Annotated in this window: 21 protein-coding genes and 1 pseudogene; 12 read left to right on the top strand and 10 right to left on the bottom strand. The window is 71.7% G+C overall.

The features are described from left to right. The first annotated feature begins 23 nt into the window (after positions 1 to 23). Complete coding sequence (locus IGS69_RS04445) at positions 24 to 674, top strand: cysteine hydrolase (RefSeq protein ID WP_190897183.1); 651 nt, start codon at positions 24 to 26, stop codon at positions 672 to 674. On the opposite strand, the gene IGS69_RS04440 is transcribed toward IGS69_RS04445, so the two are convergent. Then, a complete protein-coding gene (locus tag IGS69_RS04440) occupies positions 661 to 1,149 on the bottom strand; it encodes a Rieske (2Fe-2S) protein (RefSeq protein ID WP_190897181.1) in 489 nt (162 codons plus the stop codon). The genes IGS69_RS04445 and IGS69_RS04440 overlap by 14 nt on opposite strands. Positions 1,150 to 1,347: 198 nt before the next feature. Here IGS69_RS04440 and IGS69_RS04435 point away from each other — a divergent pair, with 198 nt between their 5' ends. Together IGS69_RS04435 and IGS69_RS04430 are read left to right on the top strand one after the other, a co-directional pair. After that, positions 1,348 to 2,103: a HipA family kinase gene (locus IGS69_RS04435; RefSeq protein WP_190897179.1), complete on the top strand. Its 756-nt coding sequence runs from the start codon at positions 1,348 to 1,350 to the stop codon at positions 2,101 to 2,103. Next, entirely contained in the window at positions 2,100 to 2,513 is a 414-nt protein-coding gene (locus IGS69_RS04430; protein ID WP_190897177.1) for a DUF3037 domain-containing protein, read from the top strand. The genes IGS69_RS04435 and IGS69_RS04430 overlap by 4 nt, the downstream gene beginning before the upstream one ends. A 14-nt stretch (positions 2,514 to 2,527) precedes the next feature. On the opposite strand, the gene IGS69_RS04425 is transcribed toward IGS69_RS04430, so the two are convergent. Then, on the bottom strand, positions 2,528 to 2,998 hold the full coding sequence (locus IGS69_RS04425) for an excalibur calcium-binding protein (RefSeq protein WP_190897175.1): 471 nt from the start codon (positions 2,996 to 2,998) through the stop codon (positions 2,528 to 2,530). Positions 2,999 to 3,226: 228 nt separating this feature from the next. On the opposite strand from IGS69_RS04425, the gene fabG reads away from it, so the two are divergent. The 5 genes from fabG to IGS69_RS04400 all read left to right on the top strand — a co-directional run bounded on the left by fabG (position 3,227) and on the right by IGS69_RS04400 (position 7,943). Then, positions 3,227 to 3,988, top strand: a complete 762-nt coding sequence (gene fabG, locus IGS69_RS04420) for a 3-oxoacyl-ACP reductase FabG (protein WP_097215411.1) — start codon at positions 3,227 to 3,229, stop codon at positions 3,986 to 3,988. A gap of 12 nt (positions 3,989 to 4,000) precedes the next feature. Then, complete coding sequence (locus IGS69_RS04415; protein WP_190897173.1) at positions 4,001 to 4,759, top strand: SDR family oxidoreductase; 759 nt, start codon at positions 4,001 to 4,003, stop codon at positions 4,757 to 4,759. 199 nt (positions 4,760 to 4,958) lie between these two features. Continuing rightward, positions 4,959 to 6,545, top strand: a complete 1,587-nt coding sequence (locus tag IGS69_RS04410; RefSeq protein ID WP_190897171.1) for an ABC transporter substrate-binding protein — start codon at positions 4,959 to 4,961, stop codon at positions 6,543 to 6,545. 92 nt (positions 6,546 to 6,637) lie between these two features. Then, positions 6,638 to 7,321, top strand: coding sequence for a uracil-DNA glycosylase (gene ung, locus IGS69_RS04405; RefSeq protein WP_190897169.1), 684 nt, complete (start codon positions 6,638 to 6,640; stop codon positions 7,319 to 7,321). Positions 7,322 to 7,442: 121 nt separating this feature from the next. Continuing rightward, positions 7,443 to 7,943: a hypothetical protein gene (locus IGS69_RS04400; protein ID WP_190897166.1), complete on the top strand. Its 501-nt coding sequence runs from the start codon at positions 7,443 to 7,445 to the stop codon at positions 7,941 to 7,943. 16 nt (positions 7,944 to 7,959) lie between these two features. Here the strand turns inward: IGS69_RS04400 and IGS69_RS04395 are convergent, their stop codons facing one another. Further along, positions 7,960 to 8,481, bottom strand: coding sequence for a hypothetical protein (locus tag IGS69_RS04395; protein ID WP_190897164.1), 522 nt, complete (start codon positions 8,479 to 8,481; stop codon positions 7,960 to 7,962). A 124-nt stretch (positions 8,482 to 8,605) separates the two neighbouring features. Next, positions 8,606 to 9,118 carry a DinB family protein gene (locus tag IGS69_RS04390; RefSeq protein ID WP_190897162.1) on the bottom strand — a complete coding sequence of 171 codons (513 nt, stop codon included), beginning with the start codon at positions 9,116 to 9,118 and terminating at the stop codon, positions 8,606 to 8,608. A gap of 145 nt (positions 9,119 to 9,263) precedes the next feature. Between IGS69_RS04390 and IGS69_RS04385 the strand changes: the two genes are divergently transcribed. After that, complete coding sequence (locus IGS69_RS04385; RefSeq protein ID WP_190897160.1) at positions 9,264 to 10,169, top strand: Gfo/Idh/MocA family protein; 906 nt, start codon at positions 9,264 to 9,266, stop codon at positions 10,167 to 10,169. Here IGS69_RS04385 and lnt read toward each other — a convergent pair. Together lnt and IGS69_RS04375 are read right to left on the bottom strand one after the other, a co-directional pair. After that, positions 10,093 to 11,658, bottom strand: a complete 1,566-nt coding sequence (gene lnt, locus IGS69_RS04380; protein ID WP_190897158.1) for an apolipoprotein N-acyltransferase — start codon at positions 11,656 to 11,658, stop codon at positions 10,093 to 10,095. The two genes, IGS69_RS04385 and lnt, sit on opposite strands and share 77 nt — an antisense overlap. A 250-nt stretch (positions 11,659 to 11,908) precedes the next feature. Then, a pseudogene (locus tag IGS69_RS04375) lies at positions 11,909 to 12,411 on the bottom strand (nuclear transport factor 2 family protein). A 96-nt stretch (positions 12,412 to 12,507) separates the two neighbouring features. Here IGS69_RS04375 and IGS69_RS04370 point away from each other — a divergent pair. Then, positions 12,508 to 13,110 (top strand): DUF4291 domain-containing protein, encoded by a 603-nt coding sequence (locus IGS69_RS04370; protein WP_190897157.1) that lies wholly within the window; start codon positions 12,508 to 12,510, stop codon positions 13,108 to 13,110. A gap of 39 nt (positions 13,111 to 13,149) precedes the next feature. On the opposite strand, the gene IGS69_RS04365 is transcribed toward IGS69_RS04370, so the two are convergent. The 3 genes from IGS69_RS04365 to IGS69_RS04355 form a co-directional block, all read right to left on the bottom strand. Further along, positions 13,150 to 13,329, bottom strand: coding sequence for a hypothetical protein (locus IGS69_RS04365; RefSeq protein WP_190897154.1), 180 nt, complete (start codon positions 13,327 to 13,329; stop codon positions 13,150 to 13,152). Positions 13,330 to 13,437: 108 nt separating this feature from the next. Beyond that, on the bottom strand, positions 13,438 to 14,313 hold the full coding sequence (locus tag IGS69_RS04360; protein WP_142165174.1) for an undecaprenyl-diphosphate phosphatase: 876 nt from the start codon (positions 14,311 to 14,313) through the stop codon (positions 13,438 to 13,440). 159 nt (positions 14,314 to 14,472) lie between these two features. Beyond that, positions 14,473 to 14,943: a winged helix-turn-helix transcriptional regulator gene (locus IGS69_RS04355; protein WP_190897152.1), complete on the bottom strand. Its 471-nt coding sequence runs from the start codon at positions 14,941 to 14,943 to the stop codon at positions 14,473 to 14,475. Between the two features lie 93 nt (positions 14,944 to 15,036). On the opposite strand from IGS69_RS04355, the gene IGS69_RS04350 reads away from it, so the two are divergent. After that, positions 15,037 to 16,206 (top strand): thiolase family protein, encoded by a 1,170-nt coding sequence (locus IGS69_RS04350; RefSeq protein ID WP_190897150.1) that lies wholly within the window; start codon positions 15,037 to 15,039, stop codon positions 16,204 to 16,206. 21 nt (positions 16,207 to 16,227) lie between these two features. On the opposite strand, the gene IGS69_RS04345 is transcribed toward IGS69_RS04350, so the two are convergent. Next, positions 16,228 to 17,019, bottom strand: a complete 792-nt coding sequence (locus IGS69_RS04345; protein ID WP_190897148.1) for a TVP38/TMEM64 family protein — start codon at positions 17,017 to 17,019, stop codon at positions 16,228 to 16,230. A 341-nt stretch (positions 17,020 to 17,360) separates the two neighbouring features. Between IGS69_RS04345 and tuf the strand changes: the two genes are divergently transcribed. Beyond that, the gene (gene tuf / locus IGS69_RS04340) at positions 17,361 to 18,530 is read left to right on the top strand and encodes an elongation factor Tu (RefSeq protein ID WP_190897146.1); all 1,170 of its coding nucleotides are present in this window, start codon (positions 17,361 to 17,363) and stop codon (positions 18,528 to 18,530) included. Positions 18,531 to 18,582: the final 52 nt, after the last annotated feature.

Here is an 18,582-nt window from a genome sequence, read left to right as displayed (position 1 = left end):
CCGCCGGTGACAGGGGGAAACCCGTGCCCTCGAACGAAGCCCTCAGCGAGCTCCTCGAACCGCGCACCACCGTGCTGCTCACCGTCGAGTGCCAGGAGGGCGTCGTCGGGGAGGACAGCGCCCTGCCCGAACTCGCCGCACAGGCACGCACCGGCGGTGCCCTCGCCAACGTCGCCCGTCTCGTGGCGGCCGCGCACACCGGGGGCGTCCAAGTGGTGCACGCCATCGCCGAGCGCCGCCCCGACGGCCGCGGCGCCAACGGCAACGCCCGTCTGTTCCGCGCCGCCGCACGGCTGCCCGTCCAGCAGCTGACCGGCACACCGGCGGTGCGGGTCGCCGCCCCGATCGAGGTGGCCGAGGAGGACCTCGTCGTACGGCGTCTGCACGGCCTGTCACCCGTGCAGGGCACCGACGTCGACCCACTGCTGCGCAACCTCGGCTGCCGCACGCTGATCGTCACCGGGGTCTCGGCCAACGTGGCCGTGCCCAACGCCGTGTTCGACGCCGTGAACCGCGGCTACACCGTCGTCGTCCCGGCGGACGCCATCGCGGGAGTGCCGTCCGACTACACCCCCGCGATGATCCGCCACACCCTCGCGTTGGTCGCCACGGTCGCGACCACGGACGAGGTGCTGGCGTGCCTGGAGTGTCCGGACGGGGTCAGGCGAGCGTGATGGAGTCGCCGTTCACGCTGATCTGCTTCGCCTCCAGCGGCTGGACCGCCGGCCCCTTCTTCACGCTGCCGTCGAGGACGGAGAACTGACTGCCGTGGCAGGCGCAGGAGATGATGTCGTCCTTGAGGTCCACCATCGGGCACTTCTGGTGGGTGCAGATCGTCGAGAAGGCCTTGTAGTCGCCCGTGGCCGGCTGCGAGACCACCACCTTCTCGTCCTTGAAGATCTTGCCGCTGCCCTCGGGGATGTCGGCGGTCTTCGCGAGCGCCGCGCCACCGGCTCCCGCCCCGCCGGACGAGCCGGCTCCGTCGTTCGTCGCGCCGCCGCCGGCGGCGCCCTGTTCGGTGGACGGGTCGGACGCCTTGTCCTCCGACCCGCACGCCGTCAGCGCCACGGTGAGCCCCGCCGCGCCGACCGCCGCCACGACCGTGCGGCGGCTCGGTCCCGACATCGGCTGAACTGATTCGCTGGTCATGCTGACGTTCCTTCCGGGGATTCGTGATCTGCGGAGAGGTACGGCCCTTGCGGACCGGCTGTTCAGACCATGCCGAAATCCTGACCCGATCCCGGAAGGACACGGGTAAAGCGGAGCTGTCGGTTCGCTGTCGGGTTCCGGCCCACCCCGCCGCGAGGCCCTCACCGCGGCCGCCGGGTGCGTCAGTAACCTGGGGCGATGCTCAAGGAAGTGATCGCGACCCGTTTCATCGCGCCCCTGCGCGAGGGCGGTTCGCTGCCCGGCCTGGTCGAGGCCGACGACTTCGGCACCTACGTGATGAAGTTCACCGGTGCCGGACAGGGCCGCAAGACACTCGTCGCCGAGGTGGTCTGCGGGGAACTCGCCCGCCGGCTGGGGCTGCGGATGCCGCGCCTGGTCACCGTCGCACTCGACCCGGAACTGGGCCTCGGCGAACCGGACGAGCAGGTGCAGAGCCTGCTCAGGTCCAGCGGCGGCACCAACCTCGGCATGGACTTCCTCTCCGGCGCGCTCGGCTTCGACCCGCTGGCGTTCCCGGTGAGCCCCGGGGAGGCCGGCCGGGTCGTCTGGTTCGACGCCCTGATCAACAACGTCGACCGGTCCTGGCGCAACCCCAACCTGCTCAGGTGGCGGGGCGAGTTGTGGCTCGTCGACCACGGCGCGACGATGATCTGGCACCACAACTGGCCCGGCGTCCAGGCCTCCACCGCCCGCCCCTACGACGCCTCCGACCACGCGCTGGCGTCCTTCGCCCCCGATGTCACCGCCGCCGCAGCCGAGTTGGCGCCCCTGGTCACCGAGGAACTCCTCGCCGACGTCACCGCGCAGATCCCGGACACCTGGCTCCTGGACGAACCCGGCTTCGCCACGCCGGACGACCTCAGGCAGGCGTACGCGCGCCCGCTGCTGGCCCGGGCCGCCGACATCCACGACCGCATCCAGGGGCTGAAGTGAACGACCGGCACATCATCAAGGGCGGCCCGCGGGACCGCCAGGTCTACGAGTACGCCGTCCTGCGCGTCGTCCCGCGCGTCGAACGCGGCGAGTGCATCAACGCCGGCGTCCTCGTCTACTGCCGCGCCGCGTCCTACGTCGGTGCCCGCACCCACCTCGACGAGACCCGTCTGCTGGCCCTCGACCCCCGCGCCGACGTGGCCGGGGTGCGGGCCGCCCTGCGGGCCGTGGAGAGCCTGTGCGCGGGCGGTACCGCGGCCGGGCAGGCGGCTGCCGACGACCCGGGCCGCCGCTTCCGCTGGCTCGTCGCCCCCCGCTCCACGATCGTCCAGCCCGGCCCGGTGCACACCGGCCTGACCACGGACCCGGCGGCGGAGACCGGGCGGTTGGTGGACCTGCTGGTGAGGTGAGGAACGCCCCGCCGTCAGGACCGGCGGCGCTTCACCGCGTACCCGGCGGCGAGGGCGGCACCCGCCGCGAAGGCCAGGCCGATCCCGGTCTCCCAGCCGCTCGGCCCCGAGGCCACCCCGCCCCCGAGTCCGCCCCGCACCCCTTGGGTCGGGACGGCCGTGGGCGTGACGGTGGCCGGAACCGTGGGGCTGGCGGAGGGACTGACGGAAGGACTGGCGGAGGCGCTGGGGGACATGGTGGGCGACGTCGTGGGGTTGATGATCCCGCGGCGGGTCAGCGCGTCGCATGCGACACCGTCGTCGGGGCCCTGGTCCTCGTCCAGCCTGTTGGGATCACTCGGATCCGCGTCGAAGACGGCCTGCGCGTCCTCCTGGAAGGCGAAGTCGCGGCAGTCCAGGTCCTGCCGGGCGTGAGCGGGGTCGGCCAGCGGCACGATCGCGGCGATCGCGATCAGCGTGCCGATGGCACCGGTGCGACGGCGCATGGCGCGCCTCCCTTCCGGCCACGGTGGCCGCGCTCCGACGCTAGGCGCCGAGACGTGCGGCGGCGCGTGGCCATGGGCCGATCGGGTGTCCCTGAGGGCGCTGCCGGGCAGGGTGGGCCCGGGTGATGGATCACATGCCGCCCGCGGCCGTTGACACCGCGTGCCAGGGCTTCTAGCGTCACACCCACTGAAGGTACTAAGCGGTCGCTCACCTGAGGAGTAGCAGTCATGTCCACCACTGACCAGCGGGTTGCCGTCGTGACCGGTGCCGCGCGCGGTATCGGTGCCGCCACCGCCGTACGACTGGCCGCCGAGGGCCGCGCGGTCGCCGTGCTCGACCTCGACGAGGCGGCTTGCAAGGACACCGTCGAGAAGATCACGGCCGCCGGCGGCAAGGCCATCGCGGTCGGGTGCGACGTCTCGGACGAGGCACAGGTCGAGGCGGCCGTCGCGCGGATCGCCGAGGAGCTCGGCGCGCCGACCATCCTGGTCAACAACGCGGGCGTGCTGCGCGACAACCTGCTCTTCAAGATGAGCGTCTCCGACTGGGACACCGTCATGAACGTGCACCTGCGCGGCGCCTTCCTGATGTCCAAGGCCTGTCAGAAGCACATGGTCGACGCGGGCTTCGGCCGGATCGTCAACCTGTCGTCGTCGTCCGCGCTCGGCAACCGCGGCCAGGTGAACTACTCGGCCGCCAAGGCGGGCCTGCAGGGCTTCACCAAGACCCTCGCCAAGGAGCTCGGCAAGTTCGGCGTCACCGCCAACTCCGTCGCCCCCGGCTTCATCGCGACCGAGATGACCAAGGCCACCGCCGACCGTGTCGGCATGGGCTTCGAGGACTTCAAGGCCGCCGCCGCCACCCAGATCCCGGTGGCCCGGGTCGGTGAGCCGGAGGACATCGCCAACGCCATCGCCTTCTTCACCGGCGAGGCCGCCGGATTCGTCTCCGGCCAGGTGCTGTACGTGGCCGGCGGACCGCTCGACTAAGGACGAACTGACATGACTTCCGTGGAACTCTCCGGCAAGGTCGCCCTCGTCACGGGCGCCAGCCGCGGCATCGGCTACGGCGTCGCCGAGGCCCTGATCGCGCGCGGCGACCGCGTGTGCATCACCGGCCGCAACGAGGACGCCCTCAAGGAGGCCGTCGAGCAGCTCGGCGCCGACCGCGCGGTCTACGTGGCGGGCAAGGCGCACGACGAGGCCCACCAGGCCGTCGCCGTCGAGCGCACGATGGAGGCCTTCGGCCGCGTCGACTACCTGGTCAACAACGCGGGCACGAACCCCGTGTTCGGGCCGATCGCCGACCTCGACCTGAACGTCGCCCGCAAGGTCTTCGAGACCAACGTCGTCTCGGCGCTCGGCTTCGCCCAGCGGACCTGGCACGCCTGGCAGAAGGACAACGGCGGCGCGATCGTCAACATCGCCTCGGTCGCGGGCCTGTCACCCTCGCCGTTCATCGGCGCGTACGGCGTCAGCAAGGCCGCGATGATCAACCTGACCGTGCAGCTCGCGCACGAGTTCGCGCCCAAGGTGCGGGTCAACGCGATCGCCCCGGCGGTCGTGAAGACCAAGTTCGCCCAGGCCCTGTACGAGGGCCGGGAGGATGAGGCCGCGGCGGCCTACCCGCTGGGCCGGCTGGGCGTGCCCTCCGACATCGGGGGCGCTGCCGCGTTCCTCACCTCCGAGCAGTCCGACTGGGTCACCGGCCAGACGCTCGTGGTGGACGGCGGCATCTTCCTCAACGCCGGAACCGGCTGACGAGGACCGGGCACGCGGATCGGCACGGGCGCCCGTTGACACAAACGGCGCCCGTGTCGGCGTAAAAACACCGCAAATCGCGATGACAACGTCGTCAAGGGTTTATCGATCAAGAGGTCATGTACCGGGGAGGGTCAGCGGGCCCGGCACTGCGGTATGGTCTGCCGACCCTTGGTATGGCAGATCGAGGAGCGTGCGCGTGTTCAACCGGAACCGGTGCCTGCGGCGGGTGGCGGCCATCGCGTCCATATCGGCCCTGCTCGCCGGATGTGGCGTGCTGTCGTCCGACACCCCGGAGGACGAGGGACCGATCGTCCTGGGCACCACCAGTGCGCCCAGCACGCTCGACCCTGCCGCTTCGTGGGACAGCTCCTGGGAGCTGTTCCGCAACATCTACCAGACGCTCCTGAGCTATCCGACGGGCGCGAGCACGCCCCAGCCGGACGCCGCGGAGAAGTGCGACTTCAGCGACGCGTCGAACCAGGTCTACCGCTGTGAGCTGCGCGAGGGCCTGACGTTCTCCGACGGCGACGCGCTCGACGCCCGGGCGGTGAAGTACTCGTTCGACCGGATCCGCAAGATCAACGTCAACGGCGGTCCCGCGGGTCTGCTGGGCAGCCTCGAGCGGGTCCAGGCGCCGAACGACCGCGAGGTGATCTTCCACCTCAACAAGCCGGACGCCACCTTCCCGTTCGTGCTCGCCACCCCCGCCATGTCGATCGTGTCCCCGGAGGCCTACCCGGAGAACCGCCTGCGCAAGGGCAGTGACGTGGTCGGGTCCGGGCCGTACAGACTCGACTCGTACTCCGACGGCAAGGAAGCCGTCCTCGTGCGCAACGACTCCTACAAGGGCTACGCGGAGCGCCGGAACGACGCGGTCACCATCCGCTACTACCAGGACTCCGCCACCATGGTGAAGGCCCTGCGGGACGAGAAGATCGACGTGACCTACCGCGGTCTGGCCGCCGGTGACGTCGTCGAGCTCCAGAGCAAGTCCTCCAAGGACGAGGAGATCCAGCTCGTCGAGGGCACCGGCACCGACATCAACTACCTGGTGTTCAACCCGAAGGACGCCTGGGCGAACAAGAAGGCCGTCCGCCAGGCCATCGCGCAGGTCGTCGACCGGGCGGCGATCGCCCACAAGGTCTACAAGGACACCGTCGACCCGCTCTACTCCATGGTCCCCAAGGGCCTCACCGGCCACACCACGGGCTTCTTCGACGACTACGGCGACCCCGACGTCGCCAAGGCCCGCAAGATCCTCACCGACGCGGGCATCAACCAGCGCGTCCCGCTCACCTTCTGGTACACGAGCGACCGCTACGGCTCCGAGACCGCCGGGGAGTTCAAGGAGCTGAAGCGCCAGCTCGAGGCTTCCGGCCTGTTCTCGATCAGCCTGAAGAGCCGCCCCTGGAAGACCTACGTCGAGGGCTACCAGAAGGGCGAGTACCCGGTGTTCGGCCGCGGCTGGTTCCCCGACTTCCCGGACGCCGAGAACTTCATCGCGCCGTTCGTCGGCGACCAGAACGCCCTCGGCACGCCCTACCCGGCCCCCGAGATCACCGGCGATCTGCTGCCCCGCTCGCGCCGGGAGAGCGACCGCGCGAACGTGGTGAAGGAGTTCGAGGAGGCCCAGCAGGTTCTCGTGGACGACGCGCGGCTGCTGCCGCTGTGGCAGGGCCGGCAGTACGTGGCGGCCAGCCGGGACATCTCGGGCGCCGAGCGGGCCATGGACCCGTCGACGATCATGATGCTGTGGGAGCTGCACCGCAAGACCGCCTGGTAGGCGGTCCGGCACCGGCTTTCCCGGGCGCGTTGTCAGTGGTCGCCTGTAGGTTCTGTGGCCTGGAAGTGACCGCACATCGTGAGGACATTGACGTGACCGACATCGCCATGCTGCCCGAGTCCTGGCGCGGGGTTCTGGGCGACGAGCTGCAGCAGCCCTGGTTCAAGGAGCTGACGGAGTTCGTCGAGGAGGAGCGGGCGAAGGGTCCCGTCTATCCGCCGCGCGAGGAGGTCTTCGCGGCGCTGGACGCCACGCCGTACGACAGGGTCAAGGTCCTGATCCTCGGTCAGGACCCGTACCACGGCGAAGGGCAGGGGCACGGGCTGTGCTTCTCGGTCCGGCCGGGCGTGCGGGTCCCGCCGTCCCTGCGCAACATCTACAAGGAGATGCACCAGGAGCTGGGCACGCCGATCCCGGACAACGGCTATCTGATGCCCTGGGCCGAGCAGGGCGTCCTGCTGCTCAACGCGGTGCTCACGGTCCGCGCGGGCGAGGCCAACTCGCACAAGGGCCGCGGCTGGGAGAAGTTCACCGACGCGGTGATCCGGGCCGTGGCCGAGCGCCCCGACCCGGCGGTCTTCGTGCTCTGGGGCAACTACGCGCAGAAGAAGCTGCCCCTGATCGACGAGTCGCGGCACGTCGTGGTCAAGGGCGCGCACCCCTCGCCCCTGTCGGCGAAGAAGTTCTTCGGCTCGCGCCCCTTCACGCAGATCGACCAGGCGGTGGCGGCGCAGGGGCACACGCCGATCGACTGGACGATCCCGAACCTGGGCTGAGGCCCGCGGTCGTACGGCCGTGCCGTGACGGGCCCGGCGCCGTCCGGAGCCGCCTGAGCCGGATCGCCCCCGCCTGCGGTTAGCGTCGGCAGCAACAGCCGGCGAGTGCGCGGAGGGCGTCGTGGCGGAGCGGCAGGAGCAGACGGCGCCGGATGCCGTGCTCACCCGGATCGGGCAGGTCGTCATGCTGCACCACGCCGGGGACCGGGAGGAGGCCCGGCACCGGCTGCTCGGCCTGTGGGCGGAACTGGGTGAGCACGGCGACCCGCTGCACCGCTGCACCCTCGCCCACTACCTGGCCGACACCCAGGACGACCCGGCGGACGAACTGGCCTGGGACCTGCGCGCGTTGACGGCGGCAGAGGAGGCCGGGCAGGAGGCCGTGGCGATGACCGCGGTGGTCGCGCTCTACCCCTCCCTGCACCTGAATCTGGCCGACGACTACATCGGGCTCGATCGCCGCGACGCCGCCCGCAGGCACCTGCGGTGGGCCCGGGAGGCCGCGCTGGCCCTCGCCGACGACAGCTACGGCGAGGGCGTGTGGGCGGCCATCGCACGGCTGGAGGCCCGGCTGGGGGAGGACGGCCCGGGGACGTGGACGCCGCCTCGGCAGCGTCCCTGAGGTGGCGGGGCGGCAGTCAACGCCCGTAGGTGTCGCGGCAGATCGTCGCCTCCGGGCTGTCCGCCCGCCATCCCCCGTAGCGCCTGCCCAGCGCGCACACGTCCGCGCTGTCCGGGACGCTCCTGTGGACGTCCTGCCGCACCGACTCCGACACGTCCGGAGGGCGGGACTGCGACCGCTGGGGGCTGCGCGGGGCCGGCTCGGGGCGCTCCGGACGGGCGGGGCGCGGGCGGGCGTCGGGGTGGCCGGGCCGGGACGTCCCGTGGTCCGGCGAGACGGCCGCGGGCGTGGTGGCCGGGCGGGGTGCCGACGCGGGCGGCTTCGGGCGGTGGGACGCCTCTTCCATGAGTTGCAGGGCTTCACGGGCCGGTGCCTGCACGATCTGTGTCTCCGCCTCGCCCTCCGGCTGAGGCGCCGACGGCCGGGACGGGGCCGCCGGGGGCGCCGGCGCGGAGGGGTGCGGGACCGTCGTACAGCCCGAGAGGGCCGAGACCGCCACGGTCACCAGGAGCGTCGCTGTGGTCGTCGTTCGATGCACCCGGGCAACTCTGGTGCGTCCGGCCCGCGGTGGGGCGGCGGACAGGCGGAGGATGCCCCGCACGGGTGATCTCGCGCCCCGTACGGAGGGCGCCGGTGTGACAGGGGTGACGGCAGGGGCGGCGTCAGTCGCCGGTCGCGCCGTCGAGGCGCTCGCGGAGCAGGTCGGCGTGGCCGTTGTGCCGCGCGTACTCCTCGATCATGTGCGTGTAGAGCCACCGCAGGTTGAACCGCTCGCCGGTGCGGCGGTGCTTGCCCTCGGTGATGTCGTCCAGGCCGAAGCGGGCCGCGTTGCGCCGGGCGGTCTCGATCTCGGACTGCCAGGTGGCGTACGCCTCCTCCCACGTGTCGGACCCGGACAGATGGAACTCGCCGTCCGGATCCTCATCGGTGCAGTAAATCGGGCCGGCGTCCTCGGCCGCGAGCACCTTGCGGAACCAGCCCCGCTCGACCTCCGCCATGTGCCGCACCAGTCCCATCAGGCTCAGCTCGGACGGTTCCACCGCGGCGGTGCGCAGCTGGGCATCGGTCAGGCCCTCGCACTTCCAGGCGAGGGTCTGGCGGTGGTAGTCCAGCCAGCCCTCCAGCATCGTGCGCTCGTCGGCGGTGGTGGCGGGCTCCCGGCGTTCGTTCGTCATGGACGCATCCTTTCCGAGCCGCCTCCGCCGCACCACAAGATTTTCAGCCTGCGCGGCTTCCACGGCATCGCCGACTGGGCGCCCCCGCAGCGCCCGTATGCTTCCGGACAGGCCCCGGCAGGCAACCGTTGGAGGAGATCACCCCGTGAAGGTCGGCTGCATCGGACTCGGTGACATCGCACAGAAGGCCTACCTCCCGGTCCTCGCCTGCCGGCCCGGGGTCGAACTGCACCTGCAGACCCGTACGCCCGCCACCCTGGACCGGGTCGCGGAGGGCCTGCACATCCCGCGGGAGCGGCGGCACACCACCCTCGACACCCTGCTCGAGGCGGGCCTCGACGCGGCCTTCGTGCACGCGCCCACACTCGCGCACCCGGAGATCGTGACACGGCTGCTGGAGGCGGGCGTACCGACGTACGTCGACAAGCCGCTCGCCTACGAACTCGACGACTCCGCACGGCTGGTGGCGCTCGCCGAGGAGCGGGACGTGAGCCTCGCCGTCGGCTTCAACCGGCGCTACGCCCCCGGCTACACGCAGTGCGCGGACCACCCGCGCGAGCTGATCCTGATGCAGAAGAACCGCATCGGGCTGCCGGAGGAACCCCGCTCGATGATCCTCGACGACTTCATCCACGTCGTCGACACCCTGCGGTTCCTGGTGCCCGGCGAGGTCGACGACGTGACGGTGCGTGCCCGGGTCCGGGACGGGCTGCTGCACCACGTGGTGCTCCAGCTCGCCGGGGACGGCTTCACCGCGCTCGGCGTGATGAACCGGCTCAGCGGTTCCGCCGAGGAGATCCTCGAGGTGTCCGGCCAGGACACCAAACGGCAGGTGGTCAATCTCGCCGAGGTGGTCGACCACAAGGGGCAGCCGACCGTGCGGCGGCGCGGGGACTGGGTGCCGGTGGCCCGCCAGCGCGGGATCGAGCAGGCGGTGCTCGCCTTCCTCGACGCGGTCAGGGCCGGCAAGGTCCTCAGCGCCCGGGACGCGCTGGAGACCCACGAACTGTGCGAGCGGGTGGTACGCGCGGTTCAGGAGCGGACCGCCTGAGCCGCAGGGTCCGTGTGCCCTCGCCGACGGCCCACAGGGCGAGGATCACCATCGCCGCGTACACCGTCCAGTCGCCGAGGCGGACGTAGGGCGTGGTGCCGTGGGCGAGGGGGACGTCGTAGATCCGCGTGGCCGAGGCGTCCGTACCGAGCCATGAACCGATGCGCCCTCCGTCCGGGCCGTAGACGGCGGAGACGCCCGTCAGGGTCGCGTGCACCATGGGGCGGCCGGTCTCGGCGGCGCGCAGCGCGGCCAGCGACGCGTGCTGCCCGGGTGCCCAGCTGTGCTGGAACGTGGAGGTCGACGACTGGCCGATCAGCACGTCGGCGCCCTCCCGCGTGAGATGGCGGGTCATGTCGGGGAAGGCGGTCTCGAAGCACACCAGCGGGCCCACGCGCAGGCCGTCCCCGACGTTCATCACGATCGGCTGCGAGCCGCGCCTGCGGTCCTCGCCCGCGGCCTTGCCGACGGAGGTGGCCCAGCCGAACAGGGACCGGGCCGGGATGTACTCCCCGAACGGCACCAGCCGCATCTTGTCGTAGCGCTCGCCGGTCAGGCCGTCGGGCCCGACCAGGACCGAACTCTTGTAGATGCCGGGCTTGTCGGAGCGCCGGGCGTCCACGTTGACCAGGATGTCGGCGCCCGTCGCGCGGGACAGCTCCGCCAGTCGCCGGGCGAGGTCCGGCCGGTCCCCGAGGTCGAAACCGACGCTGCTCTCGCCCCAGACGATCAGGTCGACGTCCTGGCCGGCGAGCCGGCGGGTGAGCTGCTCCTCGCGGGCGAACCGGCCGTCCGGGCCGACGATGACACCGGGCTGCACGACGGCGATCCTGACCTGGCCGTCGACGGCGGGTCGGGGCGAGAACACCCAGGCGGCGGAGGTGGCGGTGGCCGCGGCGACCAGACCGGCCACGGCGGGCAGCCGGGCCCGGCGGACCGCTACGAGGACGGCGACGGCGGCGTTGACGGCCACGAGCAGGTAGCTGAGCAGCCACACCCCGCCGACCGAGGCGAGTCGCAGCGCGGGCTCCGCCTGCCACTGGCTGCTGCCGAGCATGCCCCACGGGCCGCCGAGCCCCTGCCAGGAGCGGACCAGCTCGACGGCCAGCCAGCCCGACGGCAGCACCAGCAGCGCCACCGCGACCCGGCCGGGGGAGGGAAGGCCGCCGAGGAGACGGCGGACCAGCCAGCCCCACGGGGCCCACAGGGCACCGAGGAGGGCGGCGATGACGATCGTGAACACGTGCAGGCTCGGCAGCAGCCAGTGGTGCATGGCCAGCATGAAGCCGAGGCCGCCGCACCAGCCGTCCAGGGCGGCCCGCTTGCCGGTCGGTGCGGTGCGCAGCAGCAGGATCCAGGGGACCAGGGCGGCGTAGGCGCACCACCACAGCGACGGCGCGGGGAAGGCGAGGACGGGGAGAGCGCCCGCGACCGCGGCGGCGGCCGAGCGGCGCCAGGGGGAGGCGAGCCAGTGGCCGAGCGTCTTCATAGGCGCCTCCTACCCGCGGGTGCCTCCAGTGTGCGCCCTGCGGACGATCTAGGACACCGGACGCCGGTCAGTTGACCACAGGTGCCTTGTCCGGCCGGGGAAGGCGCCGCTGCTGCACCCGAGCCGGGTCAGGTGGCGACGGGCGTGCTCTTGGGTTCGGGAAGGCGCCGCAGCTTCACCCGCGCTGGGGCAGGTGGCCACGGGAGTGTTCCTGGGCTCGGGAAGGCGCCGCCGCTGCACCCGAGCCGGGTCAGGTGGCGACAGGTGCGCTCTTCGGCTCGGGAAGGCGCCGCCACTTCTCCCGTACGACCACCTCGCTCAGCCGCCAGCCGTCGTCCGTGCGCAGGGCCGCGAAGGCGTACCGGCGTCCGTGCGCAGGGCCGCGAAGGCGTACCGGCCGCCGCACACGAAGTCGGGGGCGGGCCCGGCGGTGGCCATGGGATTGACGTAGTCGGCCTGGACCTCGGCGGTGTCGCCGGTGTCCTGCTCCCAGATCCCCAAGCGCACCCGCCGGTTGACGATCAGGTGCTGGCGCATGGGGAACAGGCCCAGGCTCTCCGCGAGCCACGCGGCGACCGCCCGGGCCTCTCCCTCGATGCCGCCGACCGAGCGGTAGTCCGCCCGCCCACGAGGGGCGAACAGCCCCCGGTAGGCCTCCCAGTCTCCGTCGTCGACCGCCACCGCGTAGTCGGTGATCAGCCCGTCCAGGGCCAGCCGGTCCCTCACGGTGGCGAGCTCCACGCGCTGCGTCATCGGATCAGTGTTGGGCATGGCGGGGGCCGGGCCAAGAGCCGTGCGTGACGGATATTCGGTGGCCGCCGGGCGGTGGCGGGGCCCAGCCTGTCCTTCGTGAACGAACGACACGAACAGAAGTTCCAGGTGCGCGCCCGCCACACCGGGTCCACGATCACCGTCTACCAGGCCTACCGGCCGGAGATCGGCGTCCCCGCCGCCCGCCACGGCCGCTTCCCGGCCGCATGGAAGCGGGAGCGCATGACATGGATCAAGCCGTCGTTCCTGTGGATGATGTACCGCCGCGGCTGGGGCACCAAGGAGGGCCAGGAGACGGTCCTGGCGATCGAGATCGACCGCGAGGGCTTCCTCTGGGCGCTGCGCAACGCCTGCCTGTCCCATCACGTCCCCGCGCTGCACGGCGACCAGGCCTCCTGGAAGCGGCAGTTGAGGCAGGCACCCGCGCGGGTGCAGTGGGATCCGGAACGCGACCTGCACCTCAACCCGCTGCCGCACCGGTCGCTTCAGCTGGGGCTCGCCAAAGAGGCCGCCGCGCGCTACGCGGACGAGTGGATCGTGGGGATCGAGGACGTGACACCGCTCGCCACGGAGATCCACCAGCGAGTACGGGCGGGGCAACTGGATTCGGCCGCCGGGCTGTTGCCCGAGGAGCCGCCCTTGGACCTCGACGACGAGGTGCTGGCGCGGCTGCGCGCCTAGAGGGGGAAAGCGGGTCGGAAAGGCGACTGCGGGAGCCGCTCAGGCCGCCTTGACGACGGCGCCTCGGATCGCGGCCGCCCACTCGACGACGAGCAGCTCGTACTCGGCGCGCTCCTCGGCCGACAGGGTGCCGCCCGTGCGCTGCCACAGCGCACGGATCTCGTCGTTGACCTCGGCAGCGGACCGCACGGAACCAGGGGTCACGAAATCGGGGGACATGCGGACAAGCCTAGGGGCAGCCACTGACAGCCCGCTACCGGACGGCTACGCGATCGCTATGCGGTTGGTCACGAGAGCGGGGTCACATCGCCCGGGAACCCGCCCGGGTCAGCCCGCCGACTCGGCCGCGTGCGGGCTCAGGGCACCCATGCTGACCAGGGCGATGATGAGGATGCCGAGCGCGATGCGGTAGTAGACGAACGGCATGAACGACTTGGTGCTGATGAATTTCATGAACCATGCGATCACCGCGTACCCGACGCCGAAGGCGATGATCGTCGCGAAGATCGTCGGACCCCACGACACATGTCCGCCCTCCGTGGCGTCCTTCAGCTCGAAGGCGCCCGAGGCGAGCACCGCGGGGATGGCGAGCAGGAAGGAGTAGCGGGCCGCGGCCTCGCGCTTGTAGCCCATGAACAGGCCGCCGCTGATGGTGGCGCCGGAGCGGGAGACGCCCGGGATGAGCGCCATGGCCTGGCAGACGCCGTAGATCAGGCCGTCCCGGACGCCCAGGTCCTCCAGGGCCTTGCGCTGCTTGGGCGCGCGGTGCTTGCCGCCGCTCTCGTCGCGGGCCGCGAGCCGGTCGGCGACGCCCAGGACGATGCCCATGCCGATCAGCATGGTCGCGGTGATCCGCAGATCGCGGAACGGCCCCTCGATCTGGTCCTTCAGCGTCACGCCGAGCACACCGATCGGGATCGAGCCGACGATGACCAGCCAGCCCATCCGGGCATCGGGGTCGCTGCGCAGCGCCTTGTTCGTGAGCGAGCGCGTCCAGGCCGAGATGATCCGCCCGATGTCCTTGCGGAAGTAGATCAGCACGGCTGCCTCGGTGCCGATCTGTGTGATCGCCGTGAAGGCCGCGCCCGGGTCCTCCCAGCCCGAGAAGGCCGCCGTCAGCCGCAGGTGGGCGCTGGAGGAGACGGGGAGGAACTCGGTCAGCCCCTGGACGAGTCCGAGGATGAGTGATTCGAACCAAGACATGAGGTAGCGGAGTCCAAGTGCCGATCGTGGGAACGGACGACGGGCACACCGGGCCGCCGTCGCGGTGAACGGGGGATCATGTGTGCCGAGGGGGAAGCGTAGCGTCCCCGGAAGACGGCCAGGACACAGGGGTTTGGAAGCCGCCGTCGACCAGGGCGCTCAGGCGGCGGTGGGTCCGGTCACCGTCCAGCCCGGTGCCTGGGGGCGGGCCGTGACGTCTTCGTGGCGCACCTCGTCGCCGCAGGCCCGGCAGGTGACGGCGGGGGCCAGGGGACGGCCGCAGGAGTGCTCCAGGACCATCGGCCGGTCGCCGTCCGCCCGGAGGTGGCGGTCCCCCCACGCCATGAGGGTCATCAGCACCGGCTCCAGCTCCAGACCCGCCGGGGTCGGCCGGTACTCGAAGCGCTGCGGGCGCTCGCTGTAGAGGTGCTTGGCCAGGATCCCGGCGTCGACGAGGCGGCGCAGCCGGGTGGCCAGGATGTCGCGCGGGGCGCCGATGTTGCGCACCAGCTGGTCGAACCGGCCGTTGCCCAGGCACACCTCCCGCAGGACGAGCAGGGAGTACTTCTCCCCGACGAGCGCGAGGGCGTCGGCGATGGAGCAGGGGCGCGGGTCTTTGCGGGCGGCCATGAGGCTCAGTCTAGAAGAGGGTTGGATTTTCCAACCTAGCGGGCTACGGTGAGTTCGGATTTCCTACTCACTGGTAGTCGTGGAGGCCCGCACATGCGTGACGCAGTCATCGTCGAAGCCGTACGCACCCCGATCGGCAAGGGCAAGCCCAACGGCGCCCTCGCGCACGTCCACCCCGTGGAGCTCCTCGCCCACACCCTGCGCACCCTCGTCGAGCGCTCCGGAGTCGACCCGGCGCTCATCGACGACGTCATCGGCGGGACCGTGGACCAGGTCGGCGAGCAGGCCATGAACACCACCCGCTACGCCGTGCTGTCCGCGGGCTTCCCGGAGTCGGTGCCCGCGACCACCGTGGACCGCCAGTGCGGCTCGTCCCAGCAGGCCGTGCACTTCGCGGCGCAGGGGGTGCTCTCGGGCGCCTACGACCTGGTCGTGGCCTGCGGGGTCGAGTCGATGAGCCGGGTGCCGATGTGGTCGAACGTGCCGGCGGGCAAGGACCCCTTCGGGCCCGGGGTCGCCGAGCGCTACCCGGAGGGGCTCGTTCCGCAGGGCGTGAGCGCCGAGCTGATCGCCGCGAAGTGGTCGATCGGGCGCGAGCAGCTGGACGCCTTCGCCGTCTTCTCCCACCACAAGGCGGCCGCGGCCTGGGAGAACGGGCTCTTCGACGCCGAGGTCGCGCCCCTGGAAGGCGTCACACGCGACGAGTGCGTACGGCCCGGCAGCACCCCCGAGATCCTCGCCGGCCTCAAGCCCGCCTACTACGACCCCGGCTTCGCCGAGCGCTTCCCGCAGATCGAGTGGAACATCACGGCGGGCAACGCCAGCCCGGTCAACGACGGGGCCTCGGCGGTGCTCATCACGTCGAGCGAGACCGCGGCCCGGCTCGGGCTGCGCCCGCTCGCCCGGCTGCACAGCTTCGCCGTCACCGGCTCCGACCCGCTGCTGATGCTCACCGGCGTGATCCCGGCGACCGAGAAGGTGCTGCGCAGGGCGTCGCTGACCCTCGACGACATCGACCTGTTCGAGGTCAACGAGGCGTTCTCCAGCGTCGTACTGGCCTGGCGGCAGGAGACCGGCGCCGACCTCTCCCGGGTCAACGTGCACGGAGGGGCCATCGCGCTCGGGCATCCCCTCGGCGCGAGCGGCACCCGGCTGACGACGACGCTGGTCCACGCCATGCGGGAACGGGGCGCCCGGTACGCGCTCCAGACCATGTGCGAGGCGGGCGGACTCGCCAACGCCATGGTCCTGGAACGGGTCTGACCGGTCGGGCGTGACGGCGCCTCAGAGGCGGCGCAGCTGGTGCCGCTTGCGCCAGGCCACCACCACGCCCCCCAGCGCGGGCAGGGCGATGCACGCCATGGCGATCAGGAACGCCGGAGAGGTCGGAGTGGAGGCGCGGGCGCCCGCGACGGCGTAGGCGGCGGTGTTCGGGATCGAGCCGAGGCCCGTGGCCAGCAGGAACGGCAGCAGGCCCATGCGGGAGACGGAGGCGCAGTAGTTCGCGGCCCAGAACGGCACCCCCGGGAACAGGCGCACCATCAGCATCGACCGGAAGCCGTGCCGGCTGAGCTGGCCGTCCGCGGCCTTCAGCCAGCGCCCCCGCAGCAGCGGCCGCAGGGCGTCCTGGCCCAGCGCCCGGCCCAGGCAGAAGGCGATCCCGGCGCCGAGCACCGTGCCCGTCAGGGCCACGCCGAGGCCGAGCTGCGAACCGAACAGGGCGCCGGCCGCCAGGTTCAGCAGCGGCCTCGGCACGAACGCCACGGTGCACACGCCGTACGCCACCGTGAACACCGCCGCCGCCGCGGCGCCACCGAGCTGCGGCGGCCAGCCCTCCGTCAGCAGCCGCTGCGGCTCGAACAGCAGCACTCCGCACGCGCCGGCCGCGAGCAGTACGACGAGCAGGGACAGCCGCGACCACGGCGAGAGCAGAACTCTCGTGCAGCGAGCGGCGAAATGGGTCGGTACGGCGGGCGAGACGGTCGTTGCCGGGGGAACGGCGACGGCGAGCTCCGCGGCGGTGGCCCGGGGAGAGGCCGTGGCGGTGCCCCCAGAGCGGGTGGTGGCATCGAGCATCCGGTGACACTAACCGACAAATGTGTGTGATCGCCGTATGGTTCGTCTCACCGGCGTCACAACCCCCGGCCCGCGCGCCTGTGCGCGGGGCGGACGAAAACCATTCGACGTGCGGTGAGGCGTCGGCGATGATCGACGGCATGTTCCGGCACGCCTTCACCCTCGCAGCATCCGTGGTCACGGATGCCCCGAAGGCTGCCGTCGTCGATCTCACGGCCGTCATGGACGGCGCCCGAAGCTGACCCTCTCCGGTTCGTCCGGCGGACCCCGCAAGGGGAGGGTCGGGCAGGTCCTCGGGGTCCCACTTCTTCTTCGCCGAGCAGACGCTTCGAGGTACAGCCATGTCCAAAACGGCTTATGTCCGTACGAAACCGCATCTCAACATCGGCACGATGGGTCATGTCGACCACGGCAAGACCACGTTGACCGCAGCCATCACCAAGGTCCTGGCCGACCGCGGCAGTGGCGCGTTCGTGCCGTTCGACCGGATCGACCGCGCCCCCGAGGAGGCGGCGCGCGGCATCACCATCAACATCGCGCACGTGGAGTACGAGACCGACACCCGGCACTACGCGCACGTCGACATGCCGGGCCACGCCGACTACGTCAAGAACATGGTCACCGGCGCCGCCCAGCTCGACGGGTCGATCCTGGTCGTCTCCGCGCTCGACGGGATCATGCCGCAGACGGCCGAACACGTCCTGCTCGCCCGGCAGGTGGGCGTCGACCACATCGTGGTCGCCCTCAACAAGGCCGACGCGGGCGACGAGGAGCTGACCGACCTGGTCGAGCTGGAGGTCCGCGACCTGCTCACCGCGCACGGCTACGGCGGCGACTCCGTCCCCGTCGTCCGCGTCTCGGGTCTGAAGGCGCTGGAGGGGGACCCGCGCTGGACGGCGTCGGTCGAGGCGCTGCTCGACGCGGTGGACACGTATGTGCCGATGCCGGAGCGGTATCTGGACGCGCCGTTCCTGCTGCCCGTGGAGAACGTGCTGACCATCACCGGGCGGGGGACCGTGGTGACCGGGGCGGTCGAGCGGGGTGTGGTGCGCGTCGGTGACCGGGTCGAGGTGCTCGGGGCCTCCGTCGAGACGGTGGTCACGGGGCTGGAGACCTTCGGGAAGCCGATGGAGGAGGCGCAGGCCGGGGACAACGTGGCGTTGCTGTTGCGGGGAGTGCCGCGCGATGCCGTGCGGCGGGGGCATGTGGTCGCGGCGCCGGGGAGTGTCGTGCCGAGTCGCCGGTTCACGGCGCAGGTGTATGTGCTGTCCGCGCGTGAGGGCGGGCGTACGACGCCCGTCTCCTCCGGGTACCGGCCGCAGTTCTACATCCGGACCGCGGATGTGGTGGGGGTGGTCGACCTCGGTGAGGTGGCGGTGGCCCGGCCCGGCGAGACGGTTGCGATGACCGTGGAGCTGGGGAGGGACGTGCCGTTGGAGGCGGGGCTCGGGTTCGCGATCCGTGAGGGCGGGCGGACTGTGGGGGCGGGGACCGTGACAGCGGTCGTATGAGGTTGCGGGGAACTGTGGGCCGCCGTGGGCTGGTCGCGCAGTTCCCCGCGCC

This window comes from Streptomyces tuirus (assembly GCF_014701095.1).
GTDB classification, from domain to species: Bacteria; Actinomycetota; Actinomycetes; order Streptomycetales; family Streptomycetaceae; genus Streptomyces; species Streptomyces tuirus.
The sequence above is the reverse complement of the archived record's forward strand: the minus strand, read 5'-3'. Positions and strand labels throughout refer to the sequence as shown.